Here is a 19,826-nt window from a genome sequence, read left to right as displayed (position 1 = left end):
TTCAGAACAGCTCGGCCTGGGCCAGCAGCAGCTTCACCGGGCCGAAGGAGCGCCGGTGGATGGGGCTCGGCCCATGCTGCCGCAGGCGCTCCAGATGGTCCGCCGTTGGGTAGCCCATGTGGCGGTCGAAGCCGTATTCGGGGTATTGCCGGTGCAGGTCGAGCATGGCCCCGTCCCGGAACGTCTTGGCCAGAATGGAGGCGGCGGCAATGCAGGCCACCTTGCCGTCGCCCTTGACCACCGCCTCAGCCGGCACCGCCAGCTTGGGGCAGCGGTTGCCGTCCACCAGGGCCCGCAGGGGCGCCACGGCAAGGCCGGCCACGGCCCGCTGCATGGCCAGCATGGTGGCGTGGAGGATGTTAAGACGGTCGATCTCGGCCACGGAGGCTTCTGCCACACACCAGGCCAGGGCCTTTTCCCGGATTTCCGGGGCCAGGGCCTCGCGCTTCGCCGCGCTCAGCTTTTTCGAGTCGTTGAGGCCGGCGATAGGCCGGGCCGGGTCCAGGATCACCGCCGCCGCCACCACGCTGCCCGCCAGGGGGCCGCGGCCGGCTTCGTCGATGCCGCAGACCAGGTCGTCAAACAGCTGCAGGGACATCGTCGGCCCGCACGGGACGGCGCCCGAGCACGGAAAGGATGGCCGCCGCCGCCTTCTCCGCCGTGTTCTGGCGCAGCTGCAGGTGGATGCGGGTGAATTCGTCCTCGATGCGGCTACGCAGCAGCTTGTCGGTCTGCAGGTTGAGCAGGGCCTGGGCCAGATTGTCCGGCGTCGCATCGTCCTGCAGGAATTCGGGCACCACGAACTGACCGGCCAGGATGTTGGGCAGGCCCACCCAGGGCTGGTACTTCATTCGCTTCATGAGGCGCCAGGAGAAAGGCGCCATGCGGTAGGCGATGGCCATGGGACGCTTGAGCAGCGCCGCTTCCAGGGTGGCGGTGCCGCTGGCCACCAGCACCGTGTCGGCGGCCGCCATGGCATCGTGGGAATGGCCGAAGAGCAGGGTGAACGGCACATCCAGGGCCTGATGGCGGTAGATGGCGGTCTCGAACAGCAGGCGGGTTTCCCGGGTGGCCAGGGGCACCAGAAACAGGGCCTTGGGCATGCGGGCGTAAATGCGCTTGGCCGTCTCGATGAAGGTGTCCGCCATGTACTCCAGCTCGGACTGGCGGCTGCCGGGGAGGAAGGCGAAGATCGGCGCCTCCAGGGGCAGGTTCAGCTTTTCCCGGGCCGACTGGCGGTTGATCTCCAGGGGCACCATGTCGGCCACCGGATGGCCCACGTAGTCCACCGGCACGCCCTTGGCCTCGTACAGGGCCGGCTCGAAGGGGAACAGGCAGAGCATGCGGGAGACGGAACGGGCGATCTTGTGGATGCGCTTGCCGCGCCAGGCCCAGATGGAGGGGCTGACGTAGTGGATGGCGGGAATGCCCTTGTTCTTCAGGCCCCGCTCCAGATCCAGATTGAAATCCGGCGCGTCCACGCCGATGAAGACATCGGGCTTTTCCTCCAGCAGGCGCTTTTTCAGCTGGCGGCGGATGCCGGTGATTTCCCGGTAGTGCTTGAGCACTTCCACATAGCCGCGCACCGCCAGCTTTTCCAGGGGCCACCAGGCATCGAAGCCCTGGGCCGACATCTTGGGGCCGCCGATGCCGTAGAAGGTGGCGTCCGGCAGGTGCTGCTTGAGCGCCTTGATCAGATGGCTGGCCAGGAGGTCGCCCGAGGCTTCCCCCGCCACCATGGCGATACGGATTCCGTTGCCCGCCATGGCCTCACCGAACGATGCCGCGCTTGGACACGGCGAGGAAATCGAGCAACAGCTGGTATTCGGGATGCTTGGCCAGATCAGCCTCCAGCTTGGCCTTGGCTTCTTCCAGGGTCAGGCCGGACTTGTAGATGGCCCGGTAGGCCCGCTTCAGGGCCATCACCGCCTCGGAGGAGAAACCGCGGCGCTTCAGGCCCTCGCTGTTGATGCCGTAGGGCGAGGCCGTATTGCCGGCAGCGGTGACGTAGGGCGGCAGGTCCTGGAACAGGATGGTGCCCATGCCGGTCATGGAATGGGCGCCGATGCGCACGAACTGGTGCACCACGGTGAAGCCGCCGAGGATGGCGTGGTCGTCCACATGGCAGTGGCCGGCCAGCTGGGCATTGTTGGCGAAAATGGTGTGGTTGCCCACCTGGCAGTCGTGGGCCAGGTGCACGTAGGCCATGATCCAGTTGTCGTTGCCCAGACGGGTGACGCCGCCGTCCTGGATGGTGCCCAGGTTGAAGGTGCAGAATTCCCGGATGACGTTGCGGTCGCCGATTTCCAGACGGGTCGGTTCGCCGGCGTACTTCTTGTCCTGGGGTTCGGCACCGATGGAGCAGAACTGGAAAATCCGGTTGTCCCGACCGATCGTGGTATGGCCTTCGATCACCACATGGGGACCGATCTCGGTGTTGTCACCGATCTGCACATGCTCGCCGATGATGGAATAGGCGCCGACGGAGACGTTCGCTCCGAGCCTGGCTCCGGGATGGACGATGGCCGTCTGATGGATCATGGGCTTACTCGATGGAGCGGACGGTGCACATCAGTTCGGCTTCGGTGGCCAGCTGACCATCGACCCGGGCTTCGGCCTTGAACTTCCAGATGCCGCGCTTGCTGGCGATGATCTCCACATGCAGATTGAGCTGGTCGCCCGGGCTCACCGGCTTCTTGAAACGGGCGCCGTCGATGCCGGCAAAGTAATAGACGGACTTGTCGTCAGGCTTGGAGCCCATGGTCTTGAAAGACAGGATGGCAGCGGCCTGGGCCAGGGCTTCCAGGATCAACACGCCGGGCATGACCGGATGGTGCGGGAAGTGGCCGTTGAAGAAGGGCTCGTTGATGGTCACGTTCTTGATGGCATGGATACTCTTGCCCGGCTCGCATTCGAGCACCCGGTCCACCAGCAGGATGGGATAACGGTGGGGCAGGTATTCGAGAATTTGGTGAATATCCATATTGGTCAAGATTTTTTCTCCAGCTCACTAAGTTTTTTTTCAAGTTCATGGACCCGGTCCGCCAGTTTCGACAGATGGCGCAGATGGGCCGCATTCTTCAGCCAGCCCTCGTGGCGCTCCACGGGGAAGGCTCCGGTGTATTGACCGGGCTGTTTCAGGCTCTTGGCCACCAGGGTGCCGGAAGAGACATGCACATCGTCCCCCAGCTCCAGGTGGCCCAGGATGATGGCACCGCCACCGACGGTACAGCGCCTGCCGATGCGGGCGCTGCCGGCGATGCCGACGCAGCCGGCCATGGCCGCGTGGTCGCCGATCACCACGTTGTGGCCGACCTGGATCTGGTTGTCGAGCTTGACGCCGTCGCCGATCACGGTGTCCTCGATAGCGCCCCGGTCGATGGTGGTGTTGGCGCCGATTTCCACATCGTCGCCGATGATGACGCGCCCCACCTGGGGAATCTTCAGCCAGGCCTCGCCATCCTTGGCGAAACCGAAGCCGTCGGCACCGATCACTGCACCGGCATGGATCAGGGCCCGCTTGCCGATGCGGCAACCGGCATACACGGTGACATTGGGATGCAGCACCGAACCGTCGCCGATACTGGCGCCGTCGCCGATGACGCAGCCGGCATGGATCACCACACCCTCGCCCAATTGCACATCCTGCCCCAGCACCACGCTCGGATGCACCGGCGTTTTTGGCTGACGAGCCGGATAGAGCAGCTGGGCTACCCGGGCGTAATAAGTGTAGGAATTGGCGGCAACGATGCGGGGCCGGTCCGTGCCGTCCTGCATGGCCGGCGGCACGATGACTGCGGCCGCCCGGGTGCTCGCCAGCTGGCTGCGATACTTGGGGTTGGAGAGGAAGCTGATCTGCCCCTCGCCGGCCCCGGCCAGGGTGCCCACCCCGCAAATCTGGACGGCACCGTCACCCAGCAGGGAGCCTCCCAGACGGGCGACGATTTCGTCGAGACGAATCCCCTCCCCCGTCACGCGACCCCCTGGCAAATCGGCTTACTTGCCGGCCTTGTCGTCGGACAGGGCCTTGATCACCTTGTCGGTGATGTCCAGCTTGGGGCTGACCCAGACCACATCCTGCAGGATCAGGTCGAACTTCTCGTTCTCGGCGATCTGCTTGATGGCCTTGTTGGCCTTTTCCAGCACGGCGGCCATTTCCTCGTTCTGGCGCAGGTTCAGGTCTTCGCGGAACTCACGCTGACGGCGCTGGAAGTCGCGGTTCAGATCGTTCAGCTCGCGCTCCTTGTTGCGGCGCTCGCTCTCGGACATGGTGACGCCGTTCTTTTCCAGACTTTCCTGCAGGGTCTGCAGTTTCTTGGCAACGACCTGGAGGTCCTGGTCCCGGCGGGAAAACTCGGCATCCAGCTTCTTCTGGGCCTTGACGGCAGCGGGGGCATCGCGGAACACCCGCTGGGTATTCACGTAACCGATCTTGTTCGCTTCATTGGCAAAAGCGGGCACAGCCAGAAATGCAGACAGGACAGCGGCGGCACCGACATTAAGCATTTTGTATTTCAAACCAGTCTCTCCTGATTAAAAAGTAGTACCCATGGTGAACTGGAAGCGCTGGGTCTTGTCGCCTTCCTTGTCGTTCAGCGGCTGAGCCACGCTGAACTTGAGCGGCCCCATGGGCGAAGCCCACGCCACGGCCAGACCCGTGGAATAACGCAGGTCGCCCAAGGCAAACTTGGAGTAATCCCCGTTGTCGTCCTTGGGACCAAAGACCTGGCCGGCGTCCACGAACCAGCCCAGACGCAAGGACTTGTCCAGACCAGTACCGGGCATCGGGAACAACAGTTCGGCATTCATCACCACCCGCTTGGTACCGCCGATGGCTTCGTCATTCTGACGGGGGCCGAGGCTGGCCACATCGTAGCCGCGCACTGAAGTCACGCCGCCAGCGTAATAGCTGCGATAGAACGGCAGGGACTTGCCGTTCAGGCCATTACCGATACCAAGCTCCCCATTCAGCATCAGGACCAGGTCCTTGGTGAAGGGGAAGAAACGCTGGTGCTGGAGGTTCATCTTGTAGTACTTGAGACTGCCAGCCGGTGCCACTTCGGCACTGACCCGGGTCATACCGCCCTTGGTCGGATAGATCAAACTGTCCCGACCATCCTGGGACCAACCGACCGTACCACTGACCGAGGTATTGGAATTACCGAATTCCTTGACGTGGTCCAGGTAAATCTGGCGACTGGTGGAGAGCGTCGTGATATCGGTGTTATCCACAGCCACGCCGAAACTGAAGGTTTCCTTTTCGGCAATGGGAATACCCCAACGCAGGCCGCCACCGATGGAGGTGGTCTTGTAGCTCTTGGCGTAGTAGCTCGAGTTGGTGGGATCGTAGGTTTTCTTATAGACATCGAAACCCTGACTGATACCGTCCACCGTGAAGTAGGGATTGGTATAGGAGAGCGAATAGGTCTCCCGGGACTTGGCCGTATTCACGCCGACCGAAACCGACTTGCCGCTGCCGAAGACGTTCTGCTGGGCAATGGAGCCGGACAGGATGACACCATCGTTACTGGAGAAGCCGGCACCCAGCATCAGGTTGCCAGTGGGTTTCTCCGTGACGTTCATGGAGACATCCACCTGGTCGCTGGTGCCGGCCACCGGTGGTGTTTCCACGGTCACATCGGAGAAGTAGCCGAGCTTGTCCACGCGCTGCTTGGAGAGCTGGATCTTTTCGGCATCGTACCAGCCGCCCTCCATCTGGCGCATTTCCTGGCGGATGACCTCATCCCGGGTCCGCGTGTTGCCGCCGATGTTGATACGGCGCACGTAAACCCGCTTGCCCGGATCCACGAAGATGGTGAAGGCGACCTGGCGCTTTTCCTTGTCCACTTCGGGTGCGGAGTTCACGTTGGCAAAGGCGTAACCTTCGCGACCCAGACGGTCGGAAACGGCCTTCTGGGTTTCATTCAGTTTTTCCCGGGAGAAAATCTCGCCCGGCTTGATGGTCACCAGCTTGCGCAATTCGGCTTCAGGCGCAATCAGGTCACCCGCCAGCTTCACCGAGGAAACGATGAACCGTTCCCCCTCATTGACGCTGATGGTGATGTAGATGTCCTTCTTGTCCGGACTGATGGAAACCTGGGTGGACTCCACATTGAATTCCAGATAGCCCCGGTTCTGGTAATAGGACTTGAGGCTTTCCAGGTCGGCGGAAAGCTTCTGTTTGGAATACTGATCGTTCTTGGTATACCAGGTCAGCCAGCCAGGCGTCTGCAACTGGAAGAGTTCCAGCAGTTCCTTTTCCTTGAAGGCCTGGTTGCCGACGATGTTGATCTGCTTGATCTTGGCCGCATCGCCTTCGTCAATGGTGAAGTTGATGGCAACCCGGTTCCGCTCCAGAGGCGTTACCGTGGTCTTGATCTCCACCGCGTATTTGCCACGGGAGAGATACTGGCGCTTCAACTCCTGCTCCGCCTTGTCCAGCAGCGCCCGGTCGAAGATGCGGGACTCGGCCAGACCGACGTCCTTCAGGCCCTTCTTCAATTGGTCCTTGTCGAACTCCTTGAGGCCGACAAAATCGATCTGGGAGATGGCCGGGCGCTCTTCCAGCACCAGGACCATGACATCGCCATCAACCTCGATGCGCACATCCTTGAAAAAGCCGGTGGCGAACAGGGCCTTGATGGCCTGGGCGGCACGCTCGTCATTCAGGGTGTCGCCAACGCGGACCGGCAGGTAGCTGAATACGGTACCGGCTTCGGTACGCTGAATACCTTCAACACGGATATCTTTGACCACAAACGGGTCGAAGGCTTGGGCCGCAGAAGCGAAAAGCGCCGCAACAACCCCTGCCAACAGGTTTTTGTTCATATTCAGCCGGAAATCAATCGGTTGATGTCGTTGTAGAAGGCAAACGCCATGAGCAACAAAAGCAGCGCCAGCCCGATTTGTTGACCAATCTCCATGAACCGCTCCGAGACTGGCCCTCGCTTGATAATCTCAATCATATGATACATCAAATGCCCGCCATCCAGCACCGGCACGGGGAGCAGATTGAGGATGCCCAGACTGATGCTGACCAGGGCCAAAAACTTGAGGTAGTAGTCGATCCCCATGCGAGCCGATTGACCCGCGTAATCGGCGATGGTGACCGGACCGCTGAGATTGCGCCAGGACACCTCTCCCGTCAGCATCTTGCCCATCATCACCAGGCTGAAGGAGGATTTTTCCCAGGTTTCCTCGACCGCCTTGGACAAGGCGGTCAGCACATCGTAGCGCACCGTGACCGTCAACTCGTCGCGGCTGGGACCCGCATCGCGCACGCCGACGCCGATGCGCCCGATCCTGGCGCCGCGATCCCCATAGCCTTCCGGCACGACACTGATTTCCAGCCGGGCATCGTCGCGAAGAATGCTCAGGCGCAGCGGCTGGTCCGGCGCATTGCGGATTTTCTGCACCACATCCGACCAGAATTCGATGGCCACGCCATCCACCGCCAGCACCCGATCACCACTCAGGAGCCCCGCGGCCTCCGCCGGACTGCCGGGCGTCACCTTGCCGAACACCGGCGCCAGCTGGGGCCGGAAAAAATTCACCCCCAGGAGCCCCAGCGGATCCCCCTCGTAACCCTGCTCCCTCAAGGGTGCCAGGTTGAGGCGCCGGAATACGATTTGCTGACGGGCGTCCTGGACTTCGATACTCACATAGCCGGGATCGGGCTCTCCACCTTCGGCCCCGGCGGACTTATTGACGCTGGACTGCAGCAGTTCCCAGCGGAAATCCTGCCAGGTCTGCACCGGCCGGCCATCCACCCGGACCACCACTTCGCCGTTTTGAATACCCGCCTCGGCGGCCGCGGAGGCGGCCGGTGGCGCGCCCAGGATGGGGCGCAGTTCTTCGGTGCCGCTGTAGAAAAGCCCCCAGTAAATCAGGACCGCCAGCAGCAGGTTGGCCAGGGGGCCCGCCGCCACAATGGCCATGCGCTTGCCCACCGGCTGCACGTTGAAGGCCCGGTGCAGTTCCTGGGCCGCCACGGGAGCCTCCCGCTCGTCGAGCATCTTGACGTAGCCGCCCAGCGGGAAGGCACCGACGGCCCATTCGGTACGGTCCGCCCCGGAGAACAGCGAAAAAACTGGCCGTCCAAAACCGATGGAAAAGCGCAGGACCTTCACGCCGCAAAGCCGGGCGACCCAATAATGTCCCAGTTCGTGCACCACGATCAGGATACCGAGGACGACGGCGAATGCCGCCAGGTAGAAAAGGAAGTTGCTCACCGCAGCGATTCCCGGGCCAACAGTTCCCTGGCCTTGGCACGGGCCTGGGCATCGGCGCCCATCACGTCGTCAAGACTGCCCACGGCGACCGCGGGAATGGCATCGAGGGTCGCCTCAATGACGCGGGGAATAGCGGTAAAGCTGATGGTACCGGCCAAGAATGCCTCCACTGCCACTTCGTTGGCTGCGTTGAGCAGGGCCGGGGCACTGCCCTCCTCCGCCAGAGCCCGATAGGCCAGGGAGAGGCAGGGGAAACGCCGGTTGTCGGGCTCCTGGAAATCCAGCCGACCAACCTGGAACAGGTCGAGAGGGCCGACCCCGGACTCGATGCGCTCGGGAAAGGCCAGTGCGTGGGCGATCGGAGTGCGCATGTCCGGGTTGCCCAGTTCGGCCAGCACCGAGCCATCCACATACTCCACCAGGGAATGGATGACGCTCTGGGGATGGATCACCACCTGGATCTTGTCGGCGGCCACGTTGAACAGATAGTGGGCCTCGATCACCTCCAGGCCCTTGTTCATCATGGAAGCGGAATCCACTGAAATCTTGCGCCCCATGACCCAGTTGGGATGGGCGCAGGCCTGATCCGGCGTGACCGATTCGAGACTCTCTGCCGTGGCGTTGCGGAACGGCCCGCCGGAGGCGGTGAGCAGAATCCGACGCACCCCATTTCTTGATAAATCACTTGAGAAATTAATCGGAAGTGATTGAAAAATAGCGTTATGCTCACTATCGATAGGCAGTAATGTGGCGCCATGCCGGGCCACTGCAGCCATGAACACCGGCCCGGCCATGACCAGGGCTTCCTTGTTGGCCAGCAGCACTTTCTTGCCGCAACGGACCGCGGCCAGGGTGGGCGCCAGACCGGCTGCGCCGACGATGGCAGCCATGACCGCATCCACCTCCGCCAGCTCCGCCATCTGACACAAGGCCTGGGGACCGTGTAGCACCTCGATGGAGAGCCCCGCCAGCCGGCCCCTCAAATCGTGGGCCAGAGCCTCGGTACCGACTACGGCATAAGATGGCAGGAATTCCCGACACTGTTCCGCCAGCTTGTCCACCTGCCGGTGGGCACACAGAGCCACCACCCGGTAGCGCTGGGGATGGCGGCGGACGACGTCCAGAGTGCTGACGCCGATGGAGCCGGTGGAACCTAGGATGGTGAGACGCTGGGGCTGCATGGGGAGTCCGGCAAAAAATACGGAAGGATCAGAGAACGAGCCAGAGCAGGGTCACCAAAGGCAGGGTCGAAGTGAGACTGTCGATGCGATCCAGAATGCCGCCATGGCCGGGCAACAGCTGGCTGCTGTCCTTGATGCCGGCCTGGCGCTTGAGCAGGGACTCGAACAGGTCGCCGATGATGCTGACCGCGGTCAGCACCAGCAGGGTGGGGATCAGGAGCAGCAAGGGCAAAGCCAGCGCGGAACCGGCAAGGAAATAGACCGCCAGACCGTAGATCAGGACGCCGGCCACGGCGCCATAGGCTCCCTCCCAGGTCTTCCCCGGGCTGATCTGGGGCGCCAGCTTGCGGCGACCGAAGGCCCGGCCGGTGAAGTAGGCGGCAATATCGGCGATCCAGACCAGAGCCATGATGCCGAGCAGAGCCCAAGGACCCAGGTGGCGCAGCAGGACCAGGGCCAGCCAGGTGGGCAAGAGCACCACGGCGCCGGTCAGCAGGCCGAACGCTGTCCCCGACAAGGGAAAGCGCCGCACCAGCCATAAGGGCACCAGCAGGGTCCAAAAACCCAGGGCCGGCAGCAGGAACCACCAGGCCAGGGACAGGGCGGCGCCCTTGTCGAGGCTGCCGGAGAGACCGAGCGCCTCCGGCTGGGCAAGCATCAAGGTGGTACAAGGGACACCAAGGAGCAAGGCCACCGCGATCCGCTGGATGCCGACCAGACGCATCAGGCCGCCCCACTCCCAGGCCGCCAGCATGGCGACTACGGTGGCCAGCAGGGTCCAGCCCAGGGGCGAAAGCAGGAACAGGGCGGCCAGGAAACCGATCAGCAGGAAAATGGCGGTGATGACCCGGGCCTTAAGCATGGGAGTTCCCCTTGGTGTCGGTGGCGAGCTGCTCGCTGGTACGGCCGAAGCGGCGCTCCCGCTGCTGGTAGGAAGCAATGGCGGCCTCCAGGGCGGCCGTATCGAATTCGGGCCAGAGGGTATCGGTGAAATAGAATTCCGAGTAGGCCAGCTGCCAGAGCAGGAAATTGCTGATGCGCTGCTCGCCCCCGGTGCGGATGAACAGATCCGGCTCCGGGGCATAGGCCATGGCCAGGAAAGGCGCCAGGTCCTCTTCCTGCCACTGTCCGAGCTTGTCGGGACAGGCCTGGGCCAGACGGTTGGCCGCCTGCAGGATGTCCCAACGACCGCCGTAGTTGGCGGCAATGGTCAGGGTCAGGCGCTCGTTGCCGGCAGTGCGTTCCTCGCCCTGGCGGATGAGTTGCTGCAAGGCGGGATCGAAACGGGACAGGTCGCCCACGATGCGCAGGCGTACACCGTTGCTGTGCAGCCGTTCCACCTCCTGCTGCAGCGCCTTGACGAACAACTGCATGAGCAGGCTGACTTCATCCTGGGGACGGCGCCAGTTCTCGGAACTGAAGGCGAACAGGGTCAGGTATTCCACCCCTTTTTCCAGGCAAGCCCGCACCATGTCGCGGACGGACTCGACGCCTTTGGTGTGACCGGCAAAACGGGGGAGGAAACGCTTTTTGGCCCACCGGCCATTGCCATCCATGATGATGGCAATGTGCCGGGGCACCGCTGCCGCCCGGGGAATCTCCCGGGTGGAGCTTTTGAAAATGGACATCCGGTGAAATCTCCCGGAAGGGGAAGATGGCGGTCAGACCGCCATCAGCTCGGCTTCCTTCTGGGCGACGAGCTTGTCCACTTCGGCAATGTATTTGTCGGTGAGCTTCTGGATGTCGTCCTGGGTACGACGCTCGTCGTCCTCGGAAATCTCCTTGGACTTGACGCCCTCCTTCAGGCTGTTGTTGGCATCCCGGCGCAGGTTGCGCACGGCCACCTTGGCATTCTCGCCTTCGCCCTTGACCACCTTGGTCAGGTCGCGGCGGCGCTCTTCAGTCAGGGGAGGCATCGGCACGCGGATCAGGTCGCCCTGGGTGGCCGGATTAAGGCCCAGGTCGGAATCGCGGATGGCCTTTTCGATCTTGGCGCCCATGCCCTTTTCCCAGGGCTGCACGCCAATGGTACGGGCGTCCACCAGGGTGATGTTGGCCACCTGGTTAACCGGCACCATGCTGCCGTAGTAATCCACCTGCACGTGATCCAGCAGGCCGGTATGGGCACGGCCGGTGCGGACCTTGGCGAGGTCGTTCTTCAAGGCCTCGATGGACTTCTGCATCTTGGCTTCGGTGTTCTTCTTGACTTCGGAAATCATGGTCTGTTCCCCTCAGCAGTAGACCAGCGTGCCTTCCGCTTCACCCAGCACCACCCGCTTCAGGGCGCCGCTCTTGAAGATGGAAAACACGTTGATCGGCAGTTTCTGGTCGCGGCACAGCGCGAATGCAGTGGCATCCATGACCGCCAGATTGCGGGCGATGGCTTCGTCGAAACTGATCTTGTCGTAACGGGTGGCGGACGGATCCTTCTTCGGATCGGCAGTGTAGATGCCGTCCACCTTGGTCGCCTTGAGCACGATCTGGGCGCCGATTTCGGCACCGCGCAGGGCGGCGGCGGTATCGGTGGTGAAGAAGGGGTTGCCGGTGCCGGCAGCGAAAATGACGATGCGGCCCTGTTCCAGATAGCGGATGGCCTTGCCCCGGATGTAGGGCTCCACCACCTGCTCGATATCCAGGGCGGACTGGACCCGGCTGTTGAGGCCGGCCATGCGCATGGCGTCCTGCAGGGCCAGACCGTTCATGACGGTGGCCAGCATGCCCATGTAGTCGGCGGTAGCCCGGTCCATGCCTGTGGCGGCAGGCGCAACACCGCGGAAGATGTTGCCGCCGCCGATGACCACGCCGACTTCCACCCCCAGTTCAGCCACTTCCTTGATCTCGGCGACAATCTCGGAGATCGTCTGGCGATTGATGCCGTAGGCATCGGAGCCCATCAGGGCCTCGCCGCTGAGTTTGAGGAGAATACGCTTGTAGGCCGGCTGGGGAGTGGTATCGGGCATGGGCATCCTTAGATTGCTAGATTACTTCTGGGCAGCAGCGGCAGCCTGGGCAGCCACTTCAGCAGCGAAGTCGGTGACCTTCTTCTCGATGCCTTCGCCCACGATGAACAGGGTGAAAGCGGCCACGGAGGCACCCTTGGCCTTCAGCAGCTGTTCGATGGTCTGCTTGCCGTCTTCAGCCTTGACGAAGACCTGGGCCAGCAGGGTCACTTCCTTCAGGAACTTCTGCACGGTGCCGTCGGCGATCTTTTCCAGCATGGCTTCGGGCTTGTTGTCGGCACGGGCCTTTTCGATGGCGACGCGACGCTCGGTGTCGATCAGTTCCTGGGAAACGCCGGAAGCATCCAGAGCCTTGGGCTTGGAAGCGGCGATGTGCATGGCGATGTCCTTGGCCAGCTGTTCGTCGCCGCCCACCAGGTCCAGCAGCACGCCGATCTTGGCGCCGCCGTGGATGTAGGAAGCCAGCTTGCCCTGGGCTTCCACGCGCACGAAGCGGCGGAAGGACATGTTTTCACCGATCTTGCCGACCAGGGCGGCACGGATGGATTCCAGGCTCTGACCACCCACTTCCAGGGCGGAGAGGGCTTCCACGTCGGCCGGGTTCTTGGTGGCCACCAGTTCGGCGGCGTTCTTCACCAGTTCCAGGAAGTCGTCGTTCTTGGCCACGAAGTCGGTTTCGCAGTTCACTTCGACGATGGCGCCCAGCTTGGCGTCAGCGGAAATGTAGATGCCGACCACGCCTTCGGCGGTCACGCGGGCAGCGGCCTTGGTAGCCTTGTTGCCCAGCTTGACGCGCAGGATTTCCTCGGCCTTGCCCATGTCGCCGTCGGCTTCGGTCAGGGCCTTCTTGCATTCCATCATCGGCGCATCGGTCTTTGCGCGCAGTTCAGCCACCATGCTTGCGGTAATTGCCGCCATATTTTTTCTCCGGTTGCTACTGGAAGGGCGCCACGCAGGCGCCCTTCCGGATTGACATAAACGAATCAGAAACGCCGCTCGGAAGCGGCGTCGGAAGGGACCGATTACTCGGCAGCTTCTTCCACTTCAACGAACTCGTCGTCGCCGCCGGTGGCAGCCACGATTTCCTGCAGGGACATGCTGCGGCCTTCCAGGATGGCATCGGCCACGCCACGGGCGTACAGGCGGATGGCGCGGGAGGAGTCGTCGTTGCCGGGGATCACGTAATCCACGCCTTCGGGGGAGTGGTTGGTATCAACCACGGCGATCACGGGGATGCCCAGCTTGTTGGCTTCGGTGATGGCGATCTTGTGGTAGCCCACGTCCACCACGAACAGGGCGTCGGGCAGGCCGGCCATGTTCTTGATGCCGCCGATGGACTTCTGCAGCTTTTCCAGTTCGCGCTTCTGCATCAGGGCTTCCTTCTTGCCCAGACGCTCGATGGAGCCGTCCTCGACGGACTGTTCCATGTCCTGCAGACGCTTGATGGACTGCTTGACGGTCTTGAAGTTGGTCAGCATGCCGCCCAGCCAGCGCTGGTCAACATAGGGGGTGCCGGCGCGCTGGGCTTCTTCGGCGATGATCTCGCGAGCCTGGCGCTTGGTGCCGACGAACATGATGGTGCCCTTGTTGGCGGCCAGCTTCTTCACGAAGGCCATGGCTTCGTTGTACTTGGCCAGGGTCTTTTCCAGGTTGACGATGTGAATCTTGTTGCGGGCACCGAAGATGTACTGAGCCATCTTCGGGTTCCAGAAACGGGTTTGGTGGCCGAAGTGAACACCGGCTTCCAGCATCTGACGCATAGTTGCGGACATATAAAACTCCTCAAGGGTTGAACCGCCATCCGCCGCATTACAGCTTAAAAAGCCACTACTGCCACCCGCAAAGCGGGCACCCTAGATAGAGGCGGATGTGAGTGATTTGCCCGGAACCGGACCACCCGGTTCCATGACATGCAGGCCTGGCAAAACAGTTTCGCCAGCCCCGTCTTCCCGGTTTCGATGGACCGAAGCCGAAAAGCCGCAGGATTTTAGCATTTCATCGCTTTTTACTCAAGGCGAACCACCGGCCGCCAAAATTGCCTAAGGGGGGCGCCTTCTATATCCTTCGCCCTTCAACCCGCATCAGACAAAGAGCCGCAATGAGCGTCATCATTAAAACCGCCGACGAAATCGAAAAAATGCGTATCGCCTGCCGCCTGGCGGCGGAAGTGCTCGACCACGTCACCCCCTATGTGAAGCCCGGCGTCACCACCGGCGAACTGGACCGCATCTGCCACGACTACATGGTCAATGTGCAGGGCTGCATCCCCGCCCCCCTCAACTACGCCCCGCCGGGCTACACTCCCTACCCCAAGTCCATCTGCACCTCCATCAACCACCAGGTGTGCCATGGCATCCCGGGGGAAAAGCCGCTGAAGAATGGCGACATCGTCAACCTGGACATCACCGTCATCAAGGACGGCTTCCACGGCGACACCAGCCGCATGTTCGTGGTCGGCGAAGGCTCCATCCTGGCCAAGCGCCTGTGCGAGATCACCCACGACTGCATGTGGATCGGTATCAACCAGATCAAGCCCGGCGCCCACCTGGGCGACATCGGCGCCGCCATCCAGAAATATGCGGAAAATGTCGGTTTTTCCGTGGTCCGGGAATTCTGCGGCCACGGCATTGGCCGCAAGTTCCACGAAGACCCTCAGGTCCTGCACTACGGCAAGGCCGGCACCGGCATCGAACTGAAGCCCGGCATGATCTTCACCGTGGAACCCATGATCAACGCCGGCAAGGCCGCCATCAAGGAAATGGGCGACGGCTGGACCATCGTCACCAAGGACCGCAGCCTTTCCGCCCAGTGGGAACACACCATCCTGGTCACCGAAACCGGCTACGAAGCCCTGACCGTCTCCGCCGGCAGCCGCCCCAAACCCGACTGGATCTGAAGCCCATGCCCAGCAGCGCCCCCGCTCCCCATCCCCTGGCCCATTACAAAGCCATGCTGCAGGAAGGGCAGCAGGCGCTGAAGTCGGACTACCAGTCCCAAGGCGACGCCGCTGCCCTGCTGCGGCAACGCTGCAGCAACATCGACAAACTGCTGGTGCAGATCTGGCAGGACCAGCAGTTCCCCTCCTCCCTGGCCCTGGTGGCCGTGGGCGGCTACGGCCGCGGCGAGCTGTATCCGGCCTCCGACATCGACCTGCTGCTGCTGTTGCCGGAGGAGCCCGACGAGGCCCTGAAGGGCAAGCTGGAACAGCTGGTGGGCCTGTTCTGGGACATCGGTCTGGAAATCGGCCACAGCGTCCGCACCCTGGAAGAATGCCTGCAGGAGGCTGCCGGCGACATCACGGTACAGACGGCCCTCATCGAAGCCCGCCTGCTGAGCGGCGACCAGGCCCTCTTCAGCCGCTTCCAGCAGGGACTGGCGGCCACCCTGGACCCCCAGACCTTCTTCAAGGCCAAGAAGCTGGAGCAGGATGAGCGCTACATCCGTTTCCATGAAACCCCCTACGCCCTGGAGCCCAACCTCAAGGAAAGCCCGGGCGGCCTGCGGGACCTCCAGGTGGTGCTGTGGGTGGCCCAGGCGGCCGGCCTGGGCCGAACCTGGCAGGACCTGGAACGGGGCGGTTTCATCACCGCCGAGGAAACCCAGGCCCTGATCGAGGCCCAGGGCCTGCTGGAGACCCTGCGGGTCAGGCTGCACCTGCTCACCGGCCGGCGCGAGGACCGGCTGCTGTTCGACGTGCAGACGCCCATGGCGGCGGACATGGGCATCGAAGCCACGCCCACCCGCCGCTCCAGCGAACAGCTGATGCAGCGTTACTACCGCAACGCCAAGCTGGTGACCCAGCTCAACATCATCCTCATGCAGAACATCGGGGCCGCCATCTTCCCGGCCCAGGAACGGGCCCCCGAAGCCATCGACGCCGATTTCCAGAAGGCCAACGGCCTGCTCGACGTCAGCGACGAAGAAGTCTTCCAGCGCCGTCCCGGCGCCCTGCTGGAAGCCTTTCTCCTGCTGCAGCAGAACCCGGACCTGAAGGGCATGACCGCCCGCACCCTGCGCGCCCTGTGGCGGGCCCGACTGCTCATCAACGACGAATTCCGCGCCGATCCGGCCAACCGGGCCTGCTTCCTCAAGCTCTTCCAGCAGAAGCAGGGCATCGTCCACGAATTCCGCCGCATGAACCAGTACGGCATCCTGGGCCGCTACATCCCGGCCTTCGGCGCCGTGGTGGGCCAGATGCAGCACGACCTGTTCCATGCCTACACGGTGGACCAGCACATCCTCCAGGTGATGCGCAACATGCGCCGCTTCACCATGGAGGAATTCGCCCACGAATACCCCCTCTGCTCCCGCCTGGTGGCCGGCTTCGACCGCCCCTGGCTGCTCTACATCGCCACCCTGTTCCACGACATCGCCAAGGGCCGGGGCGGCGACCACTCCAGCCTGGGCATGGCCGACGCCCGCGCCTTCTGTGAAAACCACGGCCTGGCGCCGGAAGACACGGAGCTGGTGGAATGGCTGGTGGGCCAGCACCTGGTCATGTCCCAGGTGGCCCAGAAGGAGGACATCACCGATCCCGAAGTGGTGGCCGCCTTTGCCGCCCGGGTCAGGGACGAACGCCATCTCACCGCCCTCTACCTGCTCACCGTGGCCGACATCCGGGGCACCAGCCCCAAGGTGTGGAACGCCTGGAAGGGCAAGCTGCTGGAGGACCTCTACGGCATGACCCTGCGCCTGCTGGAAAAGGGTGTCACGCCCGAACCCCACGGCGTCATCGAGGAGCGCCAGGAGGAGGCCCTGCGCCTGCTGCGCTACTTCGCCCTCTCCGACACGGTGCACCAGGGCCTGTGGAAGCAGCTGGACACGGTCTATTTCCTGCGCCACTCGGCCGAGGAAATCGCCTGGCATACCCGCTGCCTGCACTACCGCATCCACCACGACGAGCCCCTGGTGAAGGCCCGCCTGCGCCAGATCCAGGACTGCAGCGAGGCCACCGAGACCCTGCAGGTGATGGTCTACACCCGGGATCAGCCGGACCTCTTCGCCCGCCTCTGCGGCTTCTTCGGCCGCGCCGGCTTCAACATCGTCGATGCCAAGATCCACACCACCCGCCACGGCTACGCCCTGGACAGCTTCATCCTGCTCGATGTCTCCAACCGGGAGATTCCTCGGGAAATGGCCAGCTATGTGGAACACGAACTGACCGAGGCCCTGCTCCACCCGGGGCCGCCGGAGGCACCGCCCACCGGCCGCCTGTCCCGCCAGGTGCGGCACTTCCCCATCACGCCCCAGGTCAGCCTGCTGCCCGACGACCGGGGCCACTGCGTCCTCTCCATCGTCGCCGCCGACCGTCCCGGCCTGCTCTTCTCCGTTGCCCAGACCCTGGCCCGACACGGCGCCGGGCTGCAGACGGCGAAAATCGCCACCCTGGGCGAACGGGCCGAGGACACCTTCCTCGTTTCCGGCGGCGACCTGGACCAGAGCAGCAAGCGCATCCGTCTGGAAACGGAATTGCTGGAAATGCTGCAGGTCTAGGGCAGACTCCAGGCGGCGGACTGCGCCATGAAAAAAAGGAGGCCGCGGCCTCCTTTTTTAATCCTCCGCCCCCGTGCCGGGGCCCTCGGGAAACAACTCCTCGATGAAGCCGAAGCGGGAAAAGTCCCGGATGCGAGCCGGATAGAGCAGGCCGTCCAGATGGTCGCACTCGTGCTGCACCACCCGGGCGTGGAAACCTTCCACCACCCGCTCCAGGGGCTCTCCCTCGGGGGTGAAGCCGCTATAGCGCAGGCGCTTCCAGCGGGGCACCCAGCCGCGCATGCCGGGCAGGGAGAGACAGCCTTCCCAGCCCTCTTCCTCCTCGCTGTCGAGGGGCTCCAGCTGCGGATTGAGCAGCACTGTGAAGGGAATGGCCGGGGCCTCCGGATAGCGCTCGCTGCTGTCGAAGCCGAACACCACCAGGCGCAGGTCCACGCCGATCTGGGGCGCCGCCAGGCCGACGCCGCCCTCCGCCACCATGGTCGCTTCCATGTCCGCAATCAGGGCGGCCAGGGCCGGAGTGCCGAACTCGGTGATTTCCCGGGCCCGCTGCCGCAGCACCGGATGGCCCATGCGCAGGACGGGACGGGCGACGCCGGCGGCCATGGTCAGTCCCGGGCGCCGTGGTTGGCGACCAGCTGCTCGATGATGCCCCGCACCCGCCCCATGGCGTTCTGCAGCACGTCCTCGATGGACTCGAAGTGGATGCCGTCCCGGCTCTCGCCGCGGCCGGCGGCGTAGTTGGCCACCACGTTGATGGCGGCATAGGGCAGATCCAGCTCCCGGGCCAGCACCGCTTCGGGCATGCCGGTCATGCCCACCAGGTCGGCGCCGTCCCGCTCCATGCGGTTGATTTCGGCGGCCGTCTCCAGGCGCGGCCCCTGGGTGGCGGCATAGACGCCACCCATGCGCACCTCCTCGCCGATCATGGAGGCGGCGGTGAGTATCTGGTTGCGCAACAGCTCGTCGTAGGGATGGGTGAAATCCACGTGGGTCACGGTGCAGCCGTCGCCTTCATGGAAGGTGGAGCGGCGGCCCCAGGTGTAGTCGATGATCTGGTGCGGCACGACGATGTCGCCGGGGGCCAGGTCGCCGCGGATGCCGCCGACGGAAGCCACGGAGACGATGGCTGTGGCCTTCTTCGACCACAGGGCCCACAGGTTGGCGCGGTAATTCACCTCGTGGGGCGGAATGGTGTGGCCGTAGCCGTGGCGGGCGACGAACATGGCGGGCTGGCCGCAGATGTTGCCGAAGGTGACAGGCCCGGAGGGCTCGCCGTAGGGGGTGCGGACGATTTCCCGGTGGGAAATGTCCAGGTTGGCCAGCTGGGTCAGGCCACTGCCGCCGATGATTGCAAGCATTGCGGGAAAACTCCGAAGATTGGCCGGTGGCGGCGAAAGCCGCCGCCGGGATTACTCGTCCTTGAGGGCGTAGATGGCCGGCAGGTTGCGCCAGGCGCCGTAGGCATCCATGCCGTAGCCGAAGACGAAGCGGTCGGGCACCTTGAGGGCCGCGAAATCGGCAGTCACGGGCTTATTCTTGCCGTTTTCCTTGTCCGTCGCCACCGCCAGATAGACGGCCTTGGCCCCCTGGTGCAGCAGGCGGTCCTTGATGGCCGCCAGGGTCACGCCTTCGTCCAGGATGTCGTCCACCACCAGCACGGTGCGGTCCTTGACGCTGGTCCAGGGCGCGGCGCGCCAGGACAGGGCGCCGCCGGCCGTATCCTGACCGTAGCGGGTGGCATGCAGGTAGTCGAAGTCCGCCGGGAAGGGCAGGCGGGCCATCAACTGGCCGGCAAAGACCACGCCGCCGGTCATGACGCAGAGGATCAGGGGATTGCTCTCCCCCAGGCGGGCGGTGATTTCCGCCGCCACCCGGTCCACGGCGGCGGACACGGTTTCGGCGGAATGGACCAGTTCTCCCCGGGCCAGCAGGGCCAGGGCTTCTTCGCGGGTAGCCAT

General features: G+C 63.6%; 20 protein-coding genes. 2 read left to right on the top strand and 18 right to left on the bottom strand.

Annotated features, from left to right (window positions below; translation table 11 throughout):
* Position 1 precedes the first annotated feature (1 nt).
* The 15 genes from rnhB to rpsB all read right to left on the bottom strand — a co-directional run bounded on the left by rnhB (position 2) and on the right by rpsB (position 14,144).
* A complete protein-coding gene (gene rnhB / locus ACLSSQ_RS08710) occupies positions 2-598 on the bottom strand; it encodes a ribonuclease HII (RefSeq protein ID WP_014237711.1) in 597 nt (198 codons plus the stop codon).
* On the bottom strand, positions 579-1,766 hold the full coding sequence (gene lpxB / locus ACLSSQ_RS08705) for a lipid-A-disaccharide synthase (protein WP_014237712.1): 1,188 nt from the start codon (positions 1,764-1,766) through the stop codon (positions 579-581). Before lpxB ends, rnhB begins: the two co-directional genes overlap by 20 nt.
* Before the next feature lie 4 nt (positions 1,767-1,770).
* Positions 1,771-2,541 (bottom strand): acyl-ACP--UDP-N-acetylglucosamine O-acyltransferase, encoded by a 771-nt coding sequence (gene lpxA / locus ACLSSQ_RS08700; RefSeq protein ID WP_014237713.1) that lies wholly within the window; start codon positions 2,539-2,541, stop codon positions 1,771-1,773.
* A 4-nt stretch (positions 2,542-2,545) separates the two neighbouring features.
* Positions 2,546-2,983: a 3-hydroxyacyl-ACP dehydratase FabZ gene (gene fabZ, locus ACLSSQ_RS08695; protein ID WP_014237714.1), complete on the bottom strand. Its 438-nt coding sequence runs from the start codon at positions 2,981-2,983 to the stop codon at positions 2,546-2,548.
* Positions 2,984-2,988: 5 nt separating this feature from the next.
* Positions 2,989-3,975 carry a UDP-3-O-(3-hydroxymyristoyl)glucosamine N-acyltransferase gene (gene lpxD, locus ACLSSQ_RS08690; protein WP_014237715.1) on the bottom strand — a complete coding sequence of 329 codons (987 nt, stop codon included), beginning with the start codon at positions 3,973-3,975 and terminating at the stop codon, positions 2,989-2,991.
* Between the two features lie 21 nt (positions 3,976-3,996).
* A complete protein-coding gene (locus ACLSSQ_RS08685) occupies positions 3,997-4,518 on the bottom strand; it encodes an OmpH family outer membrane protein (RefSeq protein ID WP_014237716.1) in 522 nt (173 codons plus the stop codon).
* A gap of 15 nt (positions 4,519-4,533) precedes the next feature.
* The gene (gene bamA / locus ACLSSQ_RS08680; protein ID WP_014237717.1) at positions 4,534-6,828 is read right to left on the bottom strand and encodes an outer membrane protein assembly factor BamA; all 2,295 of its coding nucleotides are present in this window, start codon (positions 6,826-6,828) and stop codon (positions 4,534-4,536) included.
* Between the two features lie 2 nt (positions 6,829-6,830).
* Positions 6,831-8,231 (bottom strand): RIP metalloprotease RseP, encoded by a 1,401-nt coding sequence (gene rseP / locus ACLSSQ_RS08675; RefSeq protein ID WP_014237718.1) that lies wholly within the window; start codon positions 8,229-8,231, stop codon positions 6,831-6,833.
* The gene (ispC, locus tag ACLSSQ_RS08670) at positions 8,228-9,412 is read right to left on the bottom strand and encodes a 1-deoxy-D-xylulose-5-phosphate reductoisomerase (protein ID WP_014237719.1); all 1,185 of its coding nucleotides are present in this window, start codon (positions 9,410-9,412) and stop codon (positions 8,228-8,230) included. Before ispC ends, rseP begins: the two co-directional genes overlap by 4 nt.
* Before the next feature lie 28 nt (positions 9,413-9,440).
* Positions 9,441-10,274: a phosphatidate cytidylyltransferase gene (locus ACLSSQ_RS08665; protein WP_014237720.1), complete on the bottom strand. Its 834-nt coding sequence runs from the start codon at positions 10,272-10,274 to the stop codon at positions 9,441-9,443.
* Positions 10,267-11,040: a polyprenyl diphosphate synthase gene (gene uppS / locus ACLSSQ_RS08660; protein ID WP_014237721.1), complete on the bottom strand. Its 774-nt coding sequence runs from the start codon at positions 11,038-11,040 to the stop codon at positions 10,267-10,269. Before uppS ends, ACLSSQ_RS08665 begins: the two co-directional genes overlap by 8 nt.
* 33 nt (positions 11,041-11,073) lie before the next feature.
* Entirely contained in the window at positions 11,074-11,631 is a 558-nt protein-coding gene (gene frr, locus ACLSSQ_RS08655) for a ribosome recycling factor (protein WP_014237722.1), read from the bottom strand.
* Positions 11,632-11,643: 12 nt separating this feature from the next.
* Complete coding sequence (gene pyrH / locus ACLSSQ_RS08650) at positions 11,644-12,372, bottom strand: UMP kinase (RefSeq protein ID WP_014237723.1); 729 nt, start codon at positions 12,370-12,372, stop codon at positions 11,644-11,646.
* 21 nt (positions 12,373-12,393) lie between these two features.
* Positions 12,394-13,290: a translation elongation factor Ts gene (gene tsf, locus ACLSSQ_RS08645; RefSeq protein ID WP_014237724.1), complete on the bottom strand. Its 897-nt coding sequence runs from the start codon at positions 13,288-13,290 to the stop codon at positions 12,394-12,396.
* 104 nt (positions 13,291-13,394) lie between these two features.
* Complete coding sequence (gene rpsB, locus ACLSSQ_RS08640; RefSeq protein WP_014237725.1) at positions 13,395-14,144, bottom strand: 30S ribosomal protein S2; 750 nt, start codon at positions 14,142-14,144, stop codon at positions 13,395-13,397.
* A 326-nt stretch (positions 14,145-14,470) separates the two neighbouring features.
* Between rpsB and map the strand changes: the two genes are divergently transcribed.
* Together map and ACLSSQ_RS08630 are read left to right on the top strand one after the other, a co-directional pair.
* Complete coding sequence (gene map / locus ACLSSQ_RS08635; RefSeq protein ID WP_416244265.1) at positions 14,471-15,268, top strand: type I methionyl aminopeptidase; 798 nt, start codon at positions 14,471-14,473, stop codon at positions 15,266-15,268.
* 5 nt (positions 15,269-15,273) lie between these two features.
* Positions 15,274-17,865 (top strand): [protein-PII] uridylyltransferase, encoded by a 2,592-nt coding sequence (locus ACLSSQ_RS08630; RefSeq protein WP_416244264.1) that lies wholly within the window; start codon positions 15,274-15,276, stop codon positions 17,863-17,865.
* Positions 17,866-17,922: 57 nt separating this feature from the next.
* Here ACLSSQ_RS08630 and def read toward each other — a convergent pair whose 3' ends face one another.
* The 3 genes from def to ACLSSQ_RS08615 are packed head-to-tail and all read right to left on the bottom strand — an operon-like array spanning position 17,923 to position 19,826.
* Positions 17,923-18,471: a peptide deformylase gene (gene def / locus ACLSSQ_RS08625; protein WP_014237728.1), complete on the bottom strand. Its 549-nt coding sequence runs from the start codon at positions 18,469-18,471 to the stop codon at positions 17,923-17,925.
* 2 nt (positions 18,472-18,473) lie between these two features.
* Entirely contained in the window at positions 18,474-19,226 is a 753-nt protein-coding gene (locus ACLSSQ_RS08620; protein ID WP_014237729.1) for an S-methyl-5'-thioinosine phosphorylase, read from the bottom strand.
* Positions 19,227-19,277: 51 nt separating this feature from the next.
* Complete coding sequence (locus ACLSSQ_RS08615) at positions 19,278-19,826, bottom strand: hypoxanthine-guanine phosphoribosyltransferase (RefSeq protein ID WP_014237730.1); 549 nt, start codon at positions 19,824-19,826, stop codon at positions 19,278-19,280.

The sequence above is a fragment of the Azospira sp. APE16 genome (assembly GCF_047901315.1).
GTDB classification, from domain to species: Bacteria; Pseudomonadota; Gammaproteobacteria; order Burkholderiales; family Rhodocyclaceae; genus Azospira; species Azospira oryzae.
The sequence above is the reverse complement of the archived record's forward strand: the minus strand, read 5'-3'. Positions and strand labels throughout refer to the sequence as shown.